General features: G+C 41.3%; 13 protein-coding genes, 21 tRNA genes and 4 rRNA genes (1 of these 38 only partly in view). 2 read left to right on the forward strand and 36 right to left on the reverse strand.

Going from position 1 to position 18910, the window contains the following annotated elements; translation table 11 throughout:
* Positions 1-183 (reverse strand): helix-turn-helix domain-containing protein, encoded by a 183-nt coding sequence (locus NQ558_RS12270; protein ID WP_005359744.1) that lies wholly within the window; start codon positions 181-183, stop codon positions 1-3.
* A 142-nt stretch (positions 184-325) separates the two neighbouring features.
* The gene (locus NQ558_RS12275) at positions 326-883 is read right to left on the reverse strand and encodes a DJ-1 family glyoxalase III (RefSeq protein ID WP_005359746.1); all 558 of its coding nucleotides are present in this window, start codon (positions 881-883) and stop codon (positions 326-328) included.
* Positions 884-1093: 210 nt separating this feature from the next.
* Between NQ558_RS12275 and NQ558_RS12280 the strand changes: the two genes are divergently transcribed.
* Both NQ558_RS12280 and NQ558_RS12285 read left to right on the forward strand, forming a co-directional pair.
* A complete protein-coding gene (locus NQ558_RS12280; RefSeq protein ID WP_005359748.1) occupies positions 1094-1555 on the forward strand; it encodes a CYTH domain-containing protein in 462 nt (153 codons plus the stop codon).
* Between the two features lie 123 nt (positions 1556-1678).
* Positions 1679-1759 (forward strand) — tRNA-Leu (locus tag NQ558_RS12285).
* A 357-nt stretch (positions 1760-2116) separates the two neighbouring features.
* Here the strand turns inward: NQ558_RS12285 and NQ558_RS12290 are convergent.
* The 34 genes from NQ558_RS12290 to NQ558_RS12450 form a co-directional block, all read right to left on the reverse strand.
* Positions 2117-2719, reverse strand: coding sequence for a cytidylate kinase-like family protein (locus NQ558_RS12290; RefSeq protein WP_005359750.1), 603 nt, complete (start codon positions 2717-2719; stop codon positions 2117-2119).
* A 90-nt stretch (positions 2720-2809) separates the two neighbouring features.
* Positions 2810-2882, reverse strand: a tRNA-Lys gene (locus NQ558_RS12295).
* A 34-nt stretch (positions 2883-2916) separates the two neighbouring features.
* Positions 2917-2988 (reverse strand) — tRNA-Gln (locus tag NQ558_RS12300).
* A gap of 8 nt (positions 2989-2996) precedes the next feature.
* A tRNA-His gene (locus tag NQ558_RS12305) sits at positions 2997-3070 on the reverse strand.
* 31 nt (positions 3071-3101) lie between these two features.
* Positions 3102-3175, reverse strand: a tRNA-Arg gene (locus tag NQ558_RS12310).
* 27 nt (positions 3176-3202) lie between these two features.
* A tRNA-Gly gene (locus NQ558_RS12315) sits at positions 3203-3273 on the reverse strand.
* Positions 3274-3278: 5 nt separating this feature from the next.
* Positions 3279-3353 (reverse strand) — tRNA-Pro (locus NQ558_RS12320).
* Positions 3354-3600: 247 nt separating this feature from the next.
* A complete protein-coding gene (locus NQ558_RS12325) occupies positions 3601-4101 on the reverse strand; it encodes a metallophosphoesterase (RefSeq protein WP_005359751.1) in 501 nt (166 codons plus the stop codon).
* 59 nt (positions 4102-4160) lie between these two features.
* Entirely contained in the window at positions 4161-4763 is a 603-nt protein-coding gene (locus tag NQ558_RS12330; RefSeq protein ID WP_005359753.1) for an XTP/dITP diphosphatase, read from the reverse strand.
* Positions 4764-4780: 17 nt separating this feature from the next.
* A complete protein-coding gene (locus tag NQ558_RS12335; protein ID WP_005359755.1) occupies positions 4781-6502 on the reverse strand; it encodes a lectin like domain-containing protein in 1722 nt (573 codons plus the stop codon).
* Positions 6492-7652 carry a THUMP domain-containing class I SAM-dependent RNA methyltransferase gene (locus NQ558_RS12340; protein WP_005359757.1) on the reverse strand — a complete coding sequence of 387 codons (1161 nt, stop codon included), beginning with the start codon at positions 7650-7652 and terminating at the stop codon, positions 6492-6494. Before NQ558_RS12340 ends, NQ558_RS12335 begins: the two co-directional genes overlap by 11 nt.
* A gap of 117 nt (positions 7653-7769) precedes the next feature.
* Entirely contained in the window at positions 7770-8057 is a 288-nt protein-coding gene (locus NQ558_RS12345) for a rhodanese-like domain-containing protein (protein ID WP_005359758.1), read from the reverse strand.
* Between the two features lie 373 nt (positions 8058-8430).
* Positions 8431-8643: a hypothetical protein gene (locus NQ558_RS12350; protein ID WP_005359759.1), complete on the reverse strand. Its 213-nt coding sequence runs from the start codon at positions 8641-8643 to the stop codon at positions 8431-8433.
* A 211-nt stretch (positions 8644-8854) separates the two neighbouring features.
* Positions 8855-8928, reverse strand: a tRNA-Arg gene (locus tag NQ558_RS12355).
* Between the two features lie 31 nt (positions 8929-8959).
* Positions 8960-9043 (reverse strand) — tRNA-Leu (locus NQ558_RS12360).
* Between the two features lie 23 nt (positions 9044-9066).
* Positions 9067-9139 (reverse strand) — tRNA-Val (locus NQ558_RS12365).
* 108 nt (positions 9140-9247) lie between these two features.
* Positions 9248-9321: transfer RNA gene (locus tag NQ558_RS12370), tRNA-Ile, on the reverse strand.
* Positions 9322-9330: 9 nt separating this feature from the next.
* Positions 9331-9403, reverse strand: a tRNA-Thr gene (locus NQ558_RS12375).
* A gap of 15 nt (positions 9404-9418) precedes the next feature.
* Positions 9419-9490 (reverse strand) — tRNA-Glu (locus tag NQ558_RS12380).
* A gap of 89 nt (positions 9491-9579) precedes the next feature.
* A tRNA-Asn gene (locus tag NQ558_RS12385) sits at positions 9580-9651 on the reverse strand.
* 105 nt (positions 9652-9756) lie between these two features.
* Positions 9757-12647 (reverse strand): 23S ribosomal RNA (locus tag NQ558_RS12390).
* Positions 12648-12972: 325 nt separating this feature from the next.
* Positions 12973-13090: ribosomal RNA gene (gene rrf, locus NQ558_RS12395) — 5S ribosomal RNA — on the reverse strand.
* Between the two features lie 67 nt (positions 13091-13157).
* Positions 13158-14691, reverse strand: a 16S ribosomal RNA gene (locus NQ558_RS12400).
* Together the 16S, 23S and 5S rRNA genes with 7 tRNA genes alongside form the textbook arrangement of a ribosomal RNA operon.
* A gap of 413 nt (positions 14692-15104) precedes the next feature.
* Positions 15105-15419, reverse strand: coding sequence for a hypothetical protein (locus NQ558_RS12405; protein WP_005359539.1), 315 nt, complete (start codon positions 15417-15419; stop codon positions 15105-15107).
* Positions 15420-15563: 144 nt separating this feature from the next.
* A complete protein-coding gene (locus NQ558_RS12410; RefSeq protein WP_005359534.1) occupies positions 15564-15755 on the reverse strand; it encodes a hypothetical protein in 192 nt (63 codons plus the stop codon).
* Entirely contained in the window at positions 15739-15981 is a 243-nt protein-coding gene (locus NQ558_RS13240; protein ID WP_084812515.1) for an Ig-like domain-containing protein, read from the reverse strand. The genes NQ558_RS12410 and NQ558_RS13240 overlap by 17 nt, the downstream gene beginning before the upstream one ends.
* Before the next feature lie 143 nt (positions 15982-16124).
* Positions 16125-16198, reverse strand: a tRNA-Arg gene (locus NQ558_RS12415).
* Between the two features lie 31 nt (positions 16199-16229).
* Positions 16230-16313 (reverse strand) — tRNA-Leu (locus NQ558_RS12420).
* A gap of 23 nt (positions 16314-16336) precedes the next feature.
* Positions 16337-16409: transfer RNA gene (locus NQ558_RS12425), tRNA-Val, on the reverse strand.
* Positions 16410-16533: 124 nt separating this feature from the next.
* Positions 16534-16607, reverse strand: a tRNA-Ile gene (locus NQ558_RS12430).
* A gap of 9 nt (positions 16608-16616) precedes the next feature.
* A tRNA-Thr gene (locus NQ558_RS12435) sits at positions 16617-16689 on the reverse strand.
* Positions 16690-16704: 15 nt separating this feature from the next.
* A tRNA-Glu gene (locus NQ558_RS12440) sits at positions 16705-16776 on the reverse strand.
* Positions 16777-16865: 89 nt separating this feature from the next.
* Positions 16866-16937: transfer RNA gene (locus tag NQ558_RS12445), tRNA-Asn, on the reverse strand.
* 105 nt (positions 16938-17042) lie between these two features.
* Positions 17043-18910 (reverse strand): 23S ribosomal RNA (locus NQ558_RS12450); it runs 1023 nt beyond the window's last position.

Here is an 18910-nt window from a genome sequence, read left to right on the forward strand (position 1 = left end):
CTATATTGTTTTTTGTGCTACTTCCGCTCTGTAAGGTGTCCCGCCACGTTTTAACTCGTTGTAAATTGTGGCTCGGTGTACTCCGATTTTTTCGGCAATGACCACGACCCTTACGCCGTCATTCTTCATTTTTTCAATTTCTTTTCTATCTTCGTACTTTAATCGCTTATCTCCTTTACGCATTGCCTTACCCTCCTTTCAGAACAACTTAAAAAATGCGTCAAGGTTGTTAAACCTCAACGCATTTTCTCGTTTTATGGTATAAAAAAAGAAATGCGATAGAGTTTAATAACTCTTGTCGCATTTCATTTTACAATGAAGCAAACTATTTTACTCCATCATATTGTATAGCCTTTGCCACTTCACCTGCTGTTTCTTCATCAACTAAATAACTAATAATTTCAAGTCCCATTTCAAGGGCAACACCAAGTCCTTTACCTGTTATGAAATTGCCATCTCTTACTACTCCACCGCCATAGTTATTACATTCCATCTGATCCTCAAAAGAAGGATAGCTTGTAGCATTCTTATCTTTAAGCAAACCTAAATTACTAAAAACTGTAGGTGCCGCACAAATAGCTGCAAGTAATTTTCCCTGATTGTTATATTCTACTATCTCATCAGCAAGCTTTTCACATGCTCCTAAATTAGTAGTTCCGGGCATCCCACCTGGAAGGAAAATGCAATCTCCACTACTAAAGTCTATTTCATTAATATTTTTGTCAGCATACAATTTAATGTTATGTGAACTTTTCACCAGTAACTCATCCTTAATTGAAACTGTAACCACATTCAGCTTCTTAGTTCTTCTTAAAAGGTCAATTACCATTAAAGCTTCCACTTCTTCCATTCCATCTGCAAGAAACGCATAAACTGTCTTCATTTTTTGCCTCCTTATACAATTACAAAACTAATGATAATTATAACATAGGTCCATATTATGTCCAAGTTGTAAAAATTTTTTTATTTATTTATAAGTTGTATGTTGCAATCACAGTAAAACCACTCTAAAATAATTATTATAGTAACCGAATAAACTTTTTTTAGATAATAAAAACTATTATCTGCTATTTAAGAAAGGACTGATTATCTTATGGAAATTGAAAGAAAATACATTCCAAAGACTCTGCCTGAAAACCTTGCCCAGTACAAGCATCACAAGATTGAACAGGCATACCTTAACACCGCTCCTGTCGTTCGAATCAGGAAGCAAGATAATGAATACTTTCTCACATACAAAGGTGGGGGAATGATGGCACGGGAAGAATATAATTTGCCATTAAACGAAAAAAGTTACAATCACCTTTTAACAAAAGCTGACGGAAACATCATTACAAAAACACGATATTATATTCCAATTCACAATGGTCTTACCGCTGAACTTGACATTTTCGAAGGTAAGTTTACAAATATGACTCTTGTGGAAGTTGAGTTTTCCTCAATTGATAAAGCCAATAGCTTTAATCCGCCTGAATGGTTTGGAAAAGATGTTACACATGACGGACGTTTTCATAACAGTTATCTAAGCCAGATTGACTGCTGCCTTGGAAAGTAAATTATTATGCAAAATCAATAAGGGCTATTAAAAGTTAAACGAACTTTTAATAGCCTAAAAAAGTACTTGATTTTATATTGGTCTTTTGGTAATATATGACGGTAGCGTTTTCGAGACGCCCACGCGGGTGTGGCGGAATTGGCAGACGCGCTAGATTTAGGTTCTAGTGTCCCCGACGTGCAGGTTCAAGTCCTGTCACCCGCAGTAGTTTTTAAAAAGTCGAATCTTGTTAAGGATTCGGCTTTTTTGTTGTATTTTTCTCTCCCATGGTACAGCCTTATATAATTTCACCTAATCACAAGCCATCCCCCTGCCATTCTAAAAGCCTTCCTAGTTTCTCTATAATCTAATTTGTTCATTTCAACAACTATCTACATAAAAACTGCCCCACAGAAGTTTAATCTCACTTCCATAGGGCAATTACCTAATTCATCATTATTTCTCTTTCATTATTTGTCTAAAAATATAATTCATCCTGAAAGAGCCACAAAGCACAATATAACATTCTCTTAGAACTTTTAATTCTAGCAAGACATTACCTTTACGTCTTTTCCCGGCTCTTTACTCACTTCTCTCTTTCAACTTATCCACGCACTCCACAACCATATTTTTTGCTGTGTCAAAATCTGTCTTTCCTGTATTAATACAAATGTCATATCCACGTGAATCGCCCCATTTATTTCTGCAATAAAAATTATGATATGTCTTTCTAATTTTGTCCATTCGCTTCATCTTGTTTATTGCCTGCTTTCTGTCTAAGCCTTCCCTGTCCATAACTCTTGCTATTTTACTTTCACGGTCACCTGTTATAAAAACACTTACAAGATTAGGATTGTAAGCCAGAATCTCATCTGCACATCTTCCAACAATTACAAAAGACTCTCCTGCATCAGCCTTGTTCTTAATAAACTCAAACTGCTTCATTGCAATCTCCTGCTCTATTGGAATATTTCCGCCTGCATATGGCAATGGCATAAATCCAAAGTTTACAGGCTTTTCATCGTATTTCTCCAACGCCTTCTCACTGTATCCTTCCTTTCTTGCCATCTCCTCCAATAATTCCTTGTTAAAAATTGGAATGTCATAATGCTCTGCTAATTTCTGAGCCACAATATGTCCTCCGCTGCCGAATTCTCTACCTACGGAAATTATAATTTGTTTCATAATCGTGCCCTCCTCGTCCAAATATCTTACGTAAATTATACCATATTTAGACGAAAAAAAAAGATGTAAGAAAAATCTTACATCTTTCAGTGAGCCACTGGGGAATCGAACCCCAGACAACTTGATTAAAAGTCAAGTGCTCTACCATCTGAGCTAGTGGCCCATAATTATATGAGTTATTCATCTGCTAACCCTAACTGGGCTAGCTGGATTCGAACCAGCGAATGCAGGAGTCAAAGTCCTGTGCCTTACCGCTTGGCGATAGCCCATTGTGTAAGGTGGCTAGAGGGATTCGAACCCTCGGCCTCCAGAGCCACAATCTGGCGCGCTAACCAACTGCGCTATAGCCACCATGCCATGCTTGCTCTGGTAAAATCCAGAATGTGCCCGAAGGGATTCGAACCCCCGACCCACGGCTTAGAAGGCCGTTGCTCTATCCAGCTGAGCTACGGACACACAACCTTATGCGAATTGCATAAGTTAAGCGGGTGATGGGAATCGAACCCACATATCCAGCTTGGAAGGCTGGTGTTCTACCACTGAACTACACCCGCATGCGTCGGGGTGACAGGATTCGAACCTGCGACCTCCTGATCCCAAATCAGGCGCTCTAGCCAAGCTGAGCCACACCCCGTATTTGCGTTGTCTGTGTTATTTCTCTCGTAACAGCACAAGAATTAGTATACTCTATTCTGTGTTGTTTGTCAACAACTTTTTTATTTTTTTTTGAACTTTTTTCAAAAGTTTTATTACTTTCTTAGAAATTCTTTACTGTCACCCGACAGCTTGTTTACTTTACCATAGGTTAAGTACTTTTGTCAACAACTTTTTACAAACTTTTTATTTTTTCTTTTTCAACCTTTCTTTAAGGCTAAAAAGCCTTAAAGACTATAGGTGTCAGCTCTGGCTTCTCCATTGCTTCCTATTGTTACAATTCCATATGTTGGTCTGCCTGAAGCCTGTCTTGGTCGTGAAATACTTCCCGGATTCATAACAAGTACATCCTTGCAATATGAAACATCCGGCACATGAGTATGTCCGTATAACGCAACACTGCACCCTTCTTCTCTTGCAGCATTACACAAATCATTTACACTATACTCAACATTAAATCTATGTCCATGAGTTGCAAAAATCTTTACATTTTCTTCTTCAACTATTTCAACCAACTCATTCTTTGAATAAAAATCGCAATTTCCTCTTACAATTGTAACAGGACAACCGCACATTTCACGAATCTCCTCATCCTGTCCAACTGCATCGCCCAAATGAATAACTCTATCCACCTTGCCTGCTTCTTTTAATATTTCATTTAAATTTCCAAGCTGTCCATGTGAATCGCTTATTACTAATATTCTCATGTTATCTCCCCTCTCTTTCATTGGGTAGTCTCCAACTACACTAGTCTTTTTTTCTTTAATGTACTTTCAAAAGCCCAATCTTAATTTAAATCCAATTTTCTCTTCAAAATTTCTTTCATCTGCTCTAACGCTTTTCCTCTATGGCTAATGCTGTTTTTTAACTCAGGAGCCATTTCACCTGTTGTCATCTCGTATTCAGGTACATAAACTATAGGATCATATCCAAATCCGTTCTTTCCTTTTTGTTCATATCCGATTAATCCTTCAATTGTTCCCCTACATGTTTCAATTTCACCATTAGGAAAAGCAACTGCCATAGAACAAACAAATCTTGCGCTTCTTTCTTTGCCTTTTGCATCTTTTAATTTTTCGATAATATATTTATTCTTTTCATCATAAGGTGTATCTTCCCCTAAAAATCTTGCAGAATAAATTCCAGGTGCGCCATCCAAATAATCAACTTCTAACCCTGAATCATCTGCCAAAGCTATTTCACCTGTAGCTTCCATTATTGTTTTTGCCTTAATAATGGCATTTTCTTCAAAAGTTTTTCCATCTTCCACTATATCAATATCAATTCCGGCATCCTTCATTGTTACAAAATCAACTCCGAAATCTTCCATCATCATTTTTACTTCTCTAACTTTTCCCTGATTAGTTGTTGCAAATATTATTTTTTTCATTGTGTACCTCTTTCATATTATTTATTCTTAGTATATGCCTTAAGACAAATATTACATTGCTGTTTCTCGGCCGACTGCCAGCTATATCCTTGAGAGCTAAAATACCCTTCTCCATCTGATAAGTCTATTTTTACGGCCATTTCTTTGCTTTCCATTTCCACTGGTATAAGCTTGTAAAACTTTTCACTTTTATCCTTACTTACCTTCACTATAACGGCAAATTTCTTTTTCTTTGAGATATTATACTCCTTATCAAGATTAATTGTATAATATCCCTGATTTTTTATTGTGCCTGATGCTGCCATATGATTTCTATTATTTAATGACTCCTGACTTTCAAAATTTTCACAAATAAAAACTTCATATTTCAAATCTGTACTTGTTGCATAGAATCCTACAGCGTCAAGTTTTTCATTATTTTTGCCCTGGTAAACATTGGCAAAATAAACACTTGAACTGCCCTCAAACCCCATACTTCCGGTAAAGCCACACAAATCGCTTTGATAAATATTGTCGTAATTATTAGTGTCTTCTACCTTTGTATAGCACACATTGTTGCTTCCGATTCTGTCATCATAATATGAAATATAGAAAATTCCCTTATCTCCAAAACTTTCTCCCCAACTGTTTACACAAATAAAAGCTCCATTGCCTTTAATAGTTTTGTCGTTAAAATAGTCCTTTGAAAAATCGTCATCCCAACCAACAATTACAACATCATGATTAGGCTTATTATCTCCCTTGTAGCAATAAGCATTATATTTTTTATTATAATACATTGAACTGCCGTCTGCATCACTCATTGACATATACATTGAGCTTTCGACTCCACCATATTTAAAGACCATTTCTTTTATTTGTTCATAATCTTTATATGGAACAATCTCTGCTTCCTGAACATGTTTCACAGACTTAAGATTTTTATTTGTTTTTCCATCTCCATATGGATCATCTTTCTCCAACACAGGACCTTTCCATGACATCAAATATGCCATAGCACGTATGTACTCGCCACCATCCTGAATATCATCAGAAAGGGCATTATTATAAATCATATTGTCCTCAGAAAAATCAAATTTCTGTTCCGGCATAAGTGATGTTTCCAGTGCTGTAAGTGTAGCAAAAGCCCAACATGTTCCGTATTTTCCCTGGTTTTTTATTTTTACAATCTTATTATTTTCAACATAACTATATCTCTTCGGCAAATATGAATTTCCCGTTGCTGTATTCGTAAAACTTGCCGTATTACTTTTGCTGTTCCACTTATAACTATAATTCAAATATTTGCTAAAAACCTTTGCTGAAACATAAATGGAATCGTTTATCTTCTTCGCTCCATTACTTATTTTGTAATTATTTTCATTAAATTTAATATTCTGCTTACCAAAATATAAAGTAGCTTTGTTACTACCTTTTTCAATAAGAATTTCTTTCCCGTTATAAACGTTTTTAGCGCAATTAAATGCATCACTTATAACGCTAATCGGAATCATAAGCTCCATCTTATTAGTCATATATGGAGTTTCCCCATTACATTCAATAGTTCTTCCGTCTACTTTTAAATTTATTTTATTTTTGTTAATTTCCCTTGCCATTATGCGGTTCCATTTTTTGTCAAATTTTACCCCGTCAACATTTTTTTGAATATTTTCCTTTGAAAATACCATAGTAAAGCCTGCCAAAATAAGAACCGCAACAATTATTGGGATGCATAAAATAACTATTTTTTTATTTTTCATTTACTTTTCCCTTTTTCGGTGGTTTTGGCCCCATAAACTGATAGAAATATGTTTTAATCATTCCGTTATAAATCTTACGGTTCTTCGTTGCCTTAATTCCCATATCTTTTTCAGCATCTTCGTAAGATGTAATAATAAACGCAGACCAACTATCTAACGCCTTATATCTCTTTCCAATTTCAGTATACAAAGGCACTAAAGCCTTCTTTTCTTCTAGTCTTTCGCCATATGGAGGATTTGTTATAATAAATCCATACTTTTTACTATGACTTAATTTGCTAACCGGTCTTGCCTGAAAATGAATCAAATGATCAACTCCTGCAAGCTGTGCATTTTTTCTTGCAAATTCAACCATTTCAGGATCAATATCATATCCCTGAATATCAGTGTCAACATCTTCATTCATTATGTCATAAGCTTCATTTACAGCCTTGTACCAAAGTTTTTTATCAATAAAATTAGTCCAATTTTCAGCGGTAAATTCTCTATTCATTCCCGGAGCAATATTTGCTGCAATCATAGCCGCCTCAATAGGAAAAGTTCCACATCCACAGAAAGGATCAACAAGTATTCTGTCCTTATTCCATGGAGTAAGCATTATTAAAGCCGCCGCCAAAGTCTCAGAAATGGGTGCTTTAGACGTATTCTTTCTGTATCCTCTTTTATGAAGTGATTCTCCAGACGTATCCAGTGCTATAATAGCCTCATCTTTATAGAAAAATACTCTTATGGGATACTCTGCTCCATCCTCAGCAAACCAGCTTTCGTGATATTCCATTTTTAATTTTTCAACAATAGCTTTCTTAACTATTCTCTGAATGTCAGAAGGGCTGAAAAGCTTACTCTTAACTGTCCCTGCTTTTTTTACCCAAAACTTTCCATCAACAGGTATAAACTCCTGCCAATCCAATGCCTTAACAGCCTCAAAAAGCTGATCATATGTAGTTGCCTTGACTCTTCCAACTTGAATCATTACTCTTTCTGCCGTTCTAAGAAAAACATTTGCCCTACAAACTGCCAATGCATCTCCCTCGAAAGTAACTCTTCCGTCTTCAACTTGAACAATATCATATCCTAAATCTGTAATCTCTCTTTTCAAAACTGATTCAACACCAAAATGACATGGTGTAACTATTTTAAATTTATCCATTATTTATTAAATATGCATTACTGCATCCCTTTCATCTATATTCATACTAGATATGATAATAGCAACTAAAAACAATGTCAACTTTATACTTGTATCATACTTTTATTTAATCTTATATTATATTTTTTTAAAACCTCCCACTACTGCCTTAACTTTATATCCTACTTTGTTCATCTCATTAGCTAACTTGAAACTTAAACTACCTCTCTTGCAATATAAAATCCATATTTTATCTTTCTTGTCAAACTCTTCAATCTCTTTTAATGATGCATTCGGCAAATTAATTGCATTTTCAATATGAGAAACATCATAATCTTTTCGTCCCCTTAAATCCACAACAATACAATCTTCTTCAATTGCCATTTTCCCTGCCTCTTCAAGAGATATCATATCAAATTTTTTCATCTTTCCTCCACACAATTCTCACTATATATACCACATATTCTACTTACTTTTTTTAATTATACTTACTACTTATTATTAAAATTTTTTATTTATTATTACATATGTTATTAATAAAAATATTGTTCCTATTAACAATAAAAATTATAAATATTAAAGTCTTAAAATCATAAAGATTAAAGTCGCAAATGATAAAGATTATACTTATACATATTATTATAAATCTGAAAAATATTTTCAGATTAAATTTTGTAAGAAAAAGAGCTGTAGCATTGTTATGTTTTCTTAAATAAATAAAAAACTAAGCAAATGCCACAACCCTCTTATTTAACTGTATACAATTTTTCTAAATTTTTTCGAAAACCAAATGATTTTTTTATTCATCTGAATCTTCATTTTTGTAACTATTCTTATAGCCATTTTTGTAACTATTCTTTGAATAACTGTTTTCTGAAGATTTATTCTTTGCCTGACCTGTTTTAGAATTACTGTTTTTTAAATGACTTTCATCATAAGCACTATCCTTGCAATTCTTTGACTTTGAATAATCTGACTCATAGTTTTTTGATTTTGAATAATTGTTTGACATATTTGCCTCCTGATTAATTATTTGTCACATAAGTATTATGCAAAATAAAATCAAAATTATTCATTTAAAAATAATTAAATCTTATTGTTAACAACAATGAAATCTTCTTTTTAAAATTAAATCTTATTGTTAATAGAAAATAAGATCTTATAGCTAGTATAAGTTTAATATTATTAATAAAAAATAACCCCTGATATTAATCAGGGGCAAGTGTGCGTGACAGGATTCGAACCCACGACCTTCTGGTCCGTAGCCAGACGCTCTATCCAACTGAGCTACACGCACATAAGCACCTCTTTTGGAGATGCTTTCTTAATGCCGGCGACCGGAATCGAACCGGTACTGTGTTGCCACAACAGGATTTTAAGTCCTGCGCGTCTGCCAGTTCCGCCACGCCGGCATTGTACTGTTTAATTGTACAAGTGGGACCTACAGGGCTCGAACCTGTGACCCCCTGCTTGTAAGGCAGATGCTCTCCCAGCTGAGCTAAGATCCCATGCTTTAGGTTTGTTTTCTTCCGTCCTCACGGGCTGTGCTGGATTTGTTCTTCTCTCTTTGGGACTTCTGTCCCTGTATGATTGTGACTTTCGATAATCACAATAAGTGGACCTGCGGGGACTCGAACCCGGGACCGACCGGTTATGAGCCGGTTGCTCTAACCAACTGAGCTACAGGTCCTCACATGAAAGCCGATGAACGGACTCGAACCGTTAACCTGCTGATTACAAATCAGCTGCTCTGCCAATTGAGCCACATCGGCGTATGAATTTCTTAGTGACTCCAAGGGGATTTGAACCCCTGTTACCGCCGTGAAAGGGCGGTGTCTTAACCGCTTGACCATGGAGCCTTGTTTCTTTTCTCTGTCCCTGTTCTTTTTTTTCCTGTCTTTTCTTTCCTCTTCCCCGTCTTTCGCACCTGTTTTTTAATGCAAAAAAGCTCCCCGAGTAGGGCTCGAACCTACAACCCCTCGGTTAACAGCCGAGTGCTCTACCATTGAGCTATCGAGGATTATTCCTTCAGCCTTCGCTGAAACTGTTATTCTTTTTGATTATACGCTCAAAACCACACACTGAAATCCTTCATCCGGGGAGATAACTCCTCTTTCCTTCCTTCATGGATAAGCCCTCGACCTATTAGTATCAGTCAGCTACATGTGTTACCACACTTCCACCTCTGACCTATCAACCTCGTCGTCTTCAAGGGGTCTTAATTCTTGCGAATGGGATATCTCATCTTGAGGGGGGCTTCACGCTTAGATGCCTTCAGCGTTTATCCCTTCCCGACTTGGCTACCCTGCCATGCACTTGGTAGTGCAACAGGTACACCAGAGGTCAGTCCATCCCGGTCCTCTCGTACTAAGGACAGCTCCTCTCAAATATCCTACGCCCACGCCGGATAGGGACCGAACTGTCTCACGACGTTCTGAACCCAGCTCGCGTACCGCTTTAATGGGCGAACAGCCCAACCCTTGGGACCTACTACAGCCCCAGGATGCGATGAGCCGACATCGAGGTGCCAAACCACTCCGTCGATGTGAACTCTTGGGAGTGATAAGCCTGTTATCCCCAGGGTAGCTTTTATCCGTTGAGCGATGGCAATCCCACTTTATACCACCGGATCACTAAGTCCTACTTTCGTACCTGCTCCACCCGTCGGTGTCACAGTCAAGCTCCCTTCTGCCTTTGCACTCTTCGAATGGTTTCCGACCATTCTGAGGGAACCTTTGAGCGCCTCCGATACCCTTTCGGAGGCGACCGCCCCAGTCAAACTCCCCACCTGACATTGTCCACCAGCCGGATCACGGCTGCATGTTAGAAACCCAATACTGCAAGGGTGGTATCCCAAGGGCGACTCCACACAAACTGGCGTTCATGTCTCCTAGTCTCCCACCTATCCTGTACATGCAATATCGAATCCCAGTATCAAGCTAGAGTAAAGCTCCATGGGGTCTTTCCGTCCTGGCGCAGGTAACCAGCATCTTCACTGGTACTTCAATTTCACCGGATGCATTGTCGAGACAGTGCCCAAATCATTACGCCTTTCGTGCGGGTCGGAACTTACCCGACAAGGAATTTCGCTACCTTAGGACCGTTATAGTTACGGCCGCCGTTTACTGGGGCTTAAGTTCAAGGCTTCGACTCATGTCTAACCTCTCCCCTTAACCTTCCAGCACCGGGCAGGCGTCAGCCCATATACATCACCTTACGGTTTCGCATAGACCTGTGTTTTTGCTAAACAGTTGCTTGGGCCAATTCTCTGCGGCCTACCTTCGTAGGCACCCCTTATCCCGAAGTTACGGGGCCATTTTGCCGAGTTCCTTAACAATGCTTCTTCCGTCGGCCTTAGGATTCTCTCCTCATCCACCTGTGTCGGTTTACGGTACGGGTACAATGTACACAATAGCGGCTTTTCCTGACAGCCAGCTCACCGGCTTCGCTACTTTAATTTCACTCCGCGTCACGTCTTCAAATTGAACAGCGGATTTGCCTGCTGTTCTCCTACCCCGCTTGCACCGGTTTCTCCATTCCCGGCTCCGGCTCTCTGTCTGTGTCCCCACATTTCTGATACATTGCAGTACAGGAATTTCAACCTGTTGTCCATCGACTACGTCTTTCGACCTCGCCTTAGGTCCCGACTTACCCAGGGCAGATCAGCTTTACCCTGGAAACCTTAGATATTCGGCCGTGAGGATTCTCACCTCACTCTCGCTACTCATTCCGGCATTCTCTCTTCTTAACACTCCACTGCTCCTTTCGGTACAGCTTCGTCGCAGTTAAGAATGCTCCTCTACCAATGACATTGTCATTCCTCAGCTTCGGTGTAGTGTTTAGCCCCGGACATTTTCGGCGCAGGACCTCTCGACTAGTGAGCTATTACGCACTCTTTGAATGAATGGCTGCTTCTGAGCCAACATCCTAGTTGTCTTCGAAATCCCACATCCTTTTCCACTTAACACTCACTTTGGGACCTTAGCTGGAGGTCTGGGCTGTTTCCCTTTTGACTACCCAACTTATCTCGTGCAGTCTGACTCCCAATCATCATCTTTACGGCATTCGGAGTTTGATAATCTTCGGTAAGCTTTGACGCCCCCTAGGATATTCAGTGCTCTACCTCCGCAAGACTAAATTGAGGCTAGCCCTAAAGCTATTTCGAGGAGAACCAGCTATCTCCGGGTTCGATTGGAATTTCTCCGCTACCCACACCTCATCACCACCCTTTTCAACGGATGTGTGTTCGGACCTCCATTGCCTTTTACGGCAACTTCATCCTGGACATGGGTAGGTCACCCGGTTTCGGGTCTACTCACACTGACTAACTCGCCCTGTTAAGACTTGGTTTCCCTTCGGCTCCACACCTTTGGTGCTTAACCTTGCCAGTAAGAGTAACTCGCCGGACCGTTCTACAAAAAGTACGCGGTTGAGCATGTAAAGCTCTTCCACAGCTTGTAAACACAGGGTTTCAGGTTCTCTTTCACTCCCCTCCCGGGGTTCTTTTCACCGTTCCTTCACAGTACTATGCGCTATCGGTCACTAAGGAGTATTTAGCCTTGGGGGGTGGTCCCCCCGATTTCCTACAAGGTTCCACGTGTCTCGTAGTACTTCGGATCCCGCTCGCTCCCTTCTGATTTCGAATACGGGGCTTTCACCCTCTGTGGCTGGCTTTCCCAATGCCATTCTTCTATCTTACGGGTCACTTGTTGCGGTCCATAACCCCGGAATGCACGCATCCCGGTTTGGGCTCCTTCCATTTCGCTCGCCGCTACTTTGGAAATCGATTTTTCTTTCTTTTCCTCCGGCTACTTAGATGTTTCAGTTCACCGGGTTCCCCCTGCATGCCTATGTATTCAACATGCAGTGACTGGAGTTCTTCCAGACGGGTTTCCCCATTCAGACATCTGCGGATCAATGGACATTTGCTCCTCCCCGCAGCTTTTCGCAGCTTATCACGTCTTTCTTCGGCTCTTAGTGCCAAGGCATCCACCCTGCGCTCTTATTAGCTTAACCATTACCCTGTTGCATAGCGTTGCAACAGTTGGTCGGTCTGAGTTGTTCTCAGTTTGTAACTTGCGTTACTTGTGTTTACTCTTGAATGATTTCTCATTCTTTCTTCGCATCTTTCGATGCGCCTCGGATGTCTTGAAATTGGCATGTTCGTTTTTATACAAACATTTATTTCTAGATATTTCAGTATGTAGTTTTCAATGTACAATCTTTTATTCTTGTTGACTGTTTTTAATCAGTCATTACATGCTAAAATTTCTTTTAACATCTAATCACTGGTCAAACCAGCATCTATGTAAAACATTCTCATGAATGATTTCTTTTTTAAATCCGGCAGCCACCTGCTCTCCCATGCCGTCTCCAGCATAGTACCATGGGCCGCTTGGGTCTTAACCATCGTGTTCGGGATGTGGACGGGTGTTTCCCCCAGGCGCATCGCCACCGGAAGTTTCTTTGTTCCTTTTAGGAACATTCATAATTGAACAGCATCATTCCTTACTTCTTCTTCCTTAGAAAGGAGGTGATCCAGCCGCACCTTCCGATACGGCTACCTTGTTACGACTTCACCCCAGTTATCGGCTCCACCTTCGGCAGCTCCCTCCTTACGGTTGGGTCACTGACTTCGGGCATATCCAACTCCCATGGTGTGACGGGCGGTGTGTACAAGACCCGGGAACGTATTCACCGCGACATTCTGATTCGCGATTACTAGCGATTCCAGCTTCATGTAGTCGAGTTGCAGACTACAATCCGAACTGAGACGTTATTTTTGAGATTTGCTTACCCTCACGGGGTCGCTTCCCTTTGTTTACGCCATTGTAGCACGTGTGTAGCCCTGCTCGTAAGGGGCATGATGATTTGACGTCATCCCCGCCTTCCTCCAGGTTATCCCTGGCAGTCTCTCTAGAGTGCCCAGCCGTACTGCTGGCTACTAAAGACAAGGGTTGCGCTCGTTGCGGGACTTAACCCAACATCTCACGACACGAGCTGACGACAACCATGCACCACCTGTCTCCACTGTTCCGAAGAAAGGGTCACATTACTGACCTGTCAGTGGGATGTCAAGAGCAGGTAAGGTTCTTCGCGTTGCTTCGAATTAAACCACATGCTCCACCGCTTGTGCGGGTCCCCGTCAATTCCTTTGAGTTTCATTCTTGCGAACGTACTCCCCAGGTGGAATACTTAATGCGTTTGCTTCGGCACCGAGGAACTATTGTCCCCCGACACCTAGTATTCATCGTTTACGGCGTGGACTACCAGGGTATCTAATCCTGTTTGCTCCCCACGCTTTCGAGCCTCAGCGTCAGTAATCGTCCAGTAAGCCGCCTTCGCCACCGGTGTTCCTCCTAATATCTACGCATTTCACCGCTACACTAGGAATTCCGCTTACCCCTCCGACACTCTAGCCTGACAGTTTCAAAAGCAATTCCGGGGTTGAGCCCCAGGCTTTCACTTCTGACTTGCCATGCCGCCTACGCTCCCTTTACACCCAGTAAATCCGGATAACGCTTGCCCCATACGTATTACCGCGGCTGCTGGCACGTATTTAGCCGGGGCTTCTTAGTCAAGTACCGTCATTTTCTTCCTTGCTGATAGAAGTTTACATACCGAAATACTTCTTCCTTCACGCGGCGTCGCTGCATCAGGGTTTCCCCCATTGTGCAATATTCCCTACTGCTGCCTCCCGTAGGAGTTTGGGCCGTGTCTCAGTCCCAATGTGGCCGATCACTCTCTCAAGTCGGCTACTGATCGTCGCCTTGGTGGGCCGTTACCTCACCAACCAGCTAATCAGACGCGGGTCCATCTTGTACCACCGGAGTTTTTCACACCGTACCATGCGGTACTGTGCGCTTATGCGGTATTAGCAGTCGTTTCCAACTGTTATCCCCCTGTACAAGGCAGGTTACCCACGCGTTACTCACCCGTCCGCCACTCAGTCACAATGGTCTTCCTCCCGAAGGATTCTGTCCAAGGTGCTTCGTTCGACTTGCATGTATTAAGCACGCCGCCAGCGTTCATCCTGAGCCAGGATCAAACTCTCGTTAAAAGTGTTTGTTCTGTCAGAATGACGTTAGCCATTCATCCATTACTGTTGTTTTGGAAATCGTTAGCTTCGATTACTCGAATTAACAATGTTCGCTCTGAAAATTTTATTTTTGAATTTTCAGGGATGGTTGCTGTTCAATTATCAATGTTCCTGTTTGCTGTCTCTTTGCGACAGCTTGTTTATTATATCTCACTTGCAGTCGCTTGTCAACAACTTTTTATTTTTCTTTTTCAAGAATTTCTGTCGTTTTTCGACAGCCAGAATAATTTACCATAATTTTCCTTGTCTGTCAACAACTTTTTAAAATTCATTTTTGTTATCTCAGCGACAACTCGTATAATTTATCATAACTTTAAGGGGTTGTCAATAACTTTTTTGAAGTTTTTGAAAAGTCATTTTCTGTTGCATACTTATTAATACATTTCAAGGATTTTTTTGTAGTCACTAATAACTTTTTTCCATGTTTTCTTTGTTAAATTATTTAATTCATATTTTACATAAGCTCCTTCTTCTGTATCATATGCCTTTAATGTTACATGCTTACGTCCCAGAATTTTCTCCAATGTATTAATTTTATCTATGTTTTCTTTACTATTACTAGATAATCTCACTGTTCCATTGTTGGTTATTTGTAAAATACCTTTCTTAATTTTATCTTTATAACTACTGTTATAATCAAACTTTACATTTTTTGATCCTGATTTAAAAGACACTCGATTCAATCCCATATCATCATAAGTATTTATTGAAACTAACGTAACATTACATACGAACCTCAACTATATTGACGTTTTTCCTGATTTTTTATTCAATTCAATATATGGATAAAACGTACCAATATGCCCAAACCCTTCTGTATACACTTTTTTATTTCACTTAACTGTATTATATCCACCATACAAAATTGCTTTTTTATTCTTTTTTACCAATTTGTACTTAAGATACTTTTGCTTAAAGCTTTTCATTTTCTTAGAAACAGACTTAAAGCTTGGATTCTTCGGCATTACGGTAACTGTCCATTGTAAATCGTCATAAAATTCTCCATCATCAGTATATGTCTGCATATATTTTTACGCTTCCCTTTTTCTTCGCCTTTACAGTTCCATCGGACATAACTTTTGCAATAGAAGAATCTTCAGATGTCCAATAAACCTCATAATTTGCTTGTTGTGGGTTACTATATAATTTAATTTTTTTAGTTTTCCCCCTAACTATTTTAATTTTCTTGCTATCTGTAGTTACTTCCGGATACTTCCAATCAGGTGTATATACTATGAGTAAATAGTCAATTCAATTTATCTATATTCAATTTATATTAATGCTGCTTTTTATTATTTTTTAATTTTTTTACTTAAAAACGTTCTATCTAACATTTATTTAGTAGCAATTTTAGATTTATAAAAAAATACCCCCTGATATTAATCAGGGGCAAGTGTGCGTGACAGGATTCGAACCCACGACCTTCTGGTCCGTAGCCAGACGCTCTATCCAACTGAGCTACACGCACATAAGCACCTCTTTTGGAGATGCTTGCTTAATGCCGGCGACCGGAATCGAACCGGTACTGTGTTGCCACAACAGGATTTTAAGTCCTGCGCGTCTGCCAGTTCCGCCACGCCGGCATTGTACTGTTTAATTGTACAAGTGGGACCTACAGGGCTCGAACCTGTGACCCCCTGCTTGTAAGGCAGATGCTCTCCCAGCTGAGCTAAGATCCCATGCTTTAGGTTTGTTTTCTCCCGTCCTCACGGGCTGTGCTGGATTTGTTTTCATCAGGATTTCTCACAACCTTGTTGGTTTCATCCTCCTGATGTCATTGCAATCATGAATAATCACAATAAGTGGACCTGCGGGGACTCGAACCCGGGACCGACCGGTTATGAGCCGGTTGCTCTAACCAACTGAGCTACAGGTCCTCACATGAAAGCCGATGAACGGACTCGAACCGTTAACCTGCTGATTACAAATCAGCTGCTCTGCCAATTGAGCCACATCGGCGTATGAATTTCTTAGTGACTCCAAGGGGATTTGAACCCCTGTTACCGCCGTGAAAGGGCGGTGTCTTAACCGCTTGACCATGGAGCCTTGTTTCTTTTCTCTGTCCCTGTTCGTTTTTTTCCTGTCTTTTCTTTCCTCTTCCCCGTCTTTCGCACCTGTTTTTTAATGCAAAAAAGCTCCCCGAGTAGGGCTCGAACCTACAACCCCTCGGTTAACAGCCGAGTGCTCTACCATTGAGCTATCGAGGATTATTCCTTCAGTCTTCGCTGAAACTGTTATTCTTTTTGATTATACGCTCAAAACCACACACTGAAATCCTTCATCCGGGGAGATAACTCCTCTTTCCTTCCTTCATGGATAAGCCCTCGACCTATTAGTATCAGTCAGCTCCATGTGTTACCACACTTCCACCTCTGACCTATCAACCTCGTCGTCTTCAAGGGGTCTTAATTCTTGCGAATGGGATATCTCATCTTGAGGGGGGCTTCACGCTTAGATGCCTTCAGCGTTTATCCCTTCCCGACTTGGCTACCCTGCCATGCACTTGGTAGTGCAACAGGTACACCAGAGGTCAGTCCATCCCGGTCCTCTCGTACTAAGGACAGCTCCTCTCAAATATCCTACGCCCACGCCGGATAGGGACCGAACTGTCTCACGACGTTCTGAACCCAGCTCGCGTACCGCTTTAATGGGCGAACAGCCCAACCCTTGGGACCTACTACAGCCCCAGGATGCGATGAGCCGACATCGAGGTGCCAAACCACTCCGTCGATGTGAACTCTTGGGAGTGATAAGCCTGTTATCCCCAGGGTAGCTTTTATCCGTTGAGCGATGGCAATCCCACTTTATACCACCGGATCACTAAGTCCTACTTTCGTACCTGCTCCACCCGTCGGTGTCACAGTCAAGCTCCCTTCTGCCTTTGCACTCTTCGAATGGTTTCCGACCATTCTGAGGGAACCTTTGAGCGCCTCCGATACCCTTTCGGAGGCGACCGCCCCAGTCAAACTCCCCACCTGACATTGTCCACCAGCCGGATCACGGCTGCATGTTAGAAACCCAATACTGCAAGGGTGGTATCCCAAGGGCGACTCCACACAAACTGGCGTTCATGTCTCCTAGTCTCCCACCTATCCTGTACATGCAATATCGAATCCCAGTATCAAGCTAGAGTAAAGCTCCATGGGGTCTTTCCGTCCTGGCGCAGGTAACCAGCATCTTCACTGGTACTTCAATTTCACCGGATGCATTGTCGAGACAGTGCCCAAATCATTACGCCTTTCGTGCGGGTCGGAACTTACCCGACAAGGAATTTCGCTACCTTAGGACCGTTATAGTTACGGCCGCCGTTTACTGGGGCTTAAGTTCAAGGCTTCGACTCATGTCTAACCTCTCCCCTTAACCTTCCAGCACCGGGCAGGCGTCAGCCCATATACATCACCTTACGGTTTCGCATAGACCTGTGTTTTTGCTAAACAGTTGCTTGGGCCAATTCTCTGCGGCCTACCTTCGTAGGCACCCCTTATCCCGAAGTTACGGGGCCATTTTGCCGAGTTCCTTAACAATGCTTCTTCCGTCGGCCTTAGGATTCTCTCCTCATCCACCTGTGTCGGTTTACGGTACGGGTACAATGTACACAATAGCGGCTTTTCCTGACAGCCAGCTCACCGGCTTCGCTACTTTAATTTCACTCCGCGTCACGTCTTCAAATTGAACAGCGGATTTGCCTGCTGTTCTCCTACCCCGCTTGCACCGGTTTCTCCATTCCCGGCTCCGGCTCTCTGTCTGTGTCCCCACATTTCTGATACATTGCAGTACAGGAATTTCAACCTGTTGTCCATCGACTACGTCTTTCGACCTCGCCTTAGGTCCCGACTTACCCAGGGCAGATCAGCTTTACCCTGGAAACCTTAGATATTCGGCCGTGAGGATTCTCACCTCACTCTCGCTACTCATTCCGGCATTCTCTCTTCTTAACACTCCACTGCTCCTTTCGGTACAGCTTCGTCGCAGTTAAGAATGCTCCTCTACCAATGACATTGTCATTCCTCAGCTTCGGTGTAGTGTTTAGCCCCGGACATTTTCGGCGCAGGACCTCTCGACTAGTGAGCTATTACGCACTCTTTGAATGAATGGCTGCTTCTGAGCCAACATCCTAGTTGTCTTCGAAATCCCACATCCTTTTCCACTTAACACTCACTTTGGGACCTTAGCTGGAGGT

The organism is Eubacterium ventriosum, assembly GCF_025150745.1.
Lineage (GTDB): Bacteria > Bacillota > Clostridia > Lachnospirales > Lachnospiraceae > Eubacterium_G > Eubacterium_G ventriosum.

Excerpts from the sequence above, each read along its gene's own strand:
- NQ558_RS12270 (WP_005359744.1), bottom strand. The coding sequence starts at position 183 with ATGCGTAAAGGAGATAAGCGATTAAAGTACGAAGATAGAAAAGAAATT.
- NQ558_RS12275 (WP_005359746.1), bottom strand. The coding sequence starts at position 883 with ATGAAGACAGTTTATGCGTTTCTTGCAGATGGAATGGAAGAAGTGGAA.
- NQ558_RS12280 (WP_005359748.1), top strand. The coding sequence starts at position 1,094 with ATGGAAATTGAAAGAAAATACATTCCAAAGACTCTGCCTGAAAACCTT.
- NQ558_RS12290 (WP_005359750.1), bottom strand. The coding sequence starts at position 2,719 with ATGAAACAAATTATAATTTCCGTAGGTAGAGAATTCGGCAGCGGAGGA.
- NQ558_RS12325 (WP_005359751.1), bottom strand. The coding sequence starts at position 4,101 with ATGAAAGAGAGGGGAGATAACATGAGAATATTAGTAATAAGCGATTCA.
- NQ558_RS12330 (WP_005359753.1), bottom strand. The coding sequence starts at position 4,763 with ATGAAAAAAATAATATTTGCAACAACTAATCAGGGAAAAGTTAGAGAA.
- NQ558_RS12335 (WP_005359755.1), bottom strand. The coding sequence starts at position 6,502 with ATGAAAAATAAAAAAATAGTTATTTTATGCATCCCAATAATTGTTGCG.
- NQ558_RS12340 (WP_005359757.1), bottom strand. The coding sequence starts at position 7,652 with ATGGATAAATTTAAAATAGTTACACCATGTCATTTTGGTGTTGAATCA.
- NQ558_RS12345 (WP_005359758.1), bottom strand. The coding sequence starts at position 8,057 with ATGAAAAAATTTGATATGATATCTCTTGAAGAGGCAGGGAAAATGGCA.
- NQ558_RS12350 (WP_005359759.1), bottom strand. The coding sequence starts at position 8,643 with ATGTCAAACAATTATTCAAAATCAAAAAACTATGAGTCAGATTATTCA.
- NQ558_RS12405 (WP_005359539.1), bottom strand. The coding sequence starts at position 15,419 with ATGGGATTGAATCGAGTGTCTTTTAAATCAGGATCAAAAAATGTAAAG.
- NQ558_RS12410 (WP_005359534.1), bottom strand. The coding sequence starts at position 15,755 with ATGCAGACATATACTGATGATGGAGAATTTTATGACGATTTACAATGG.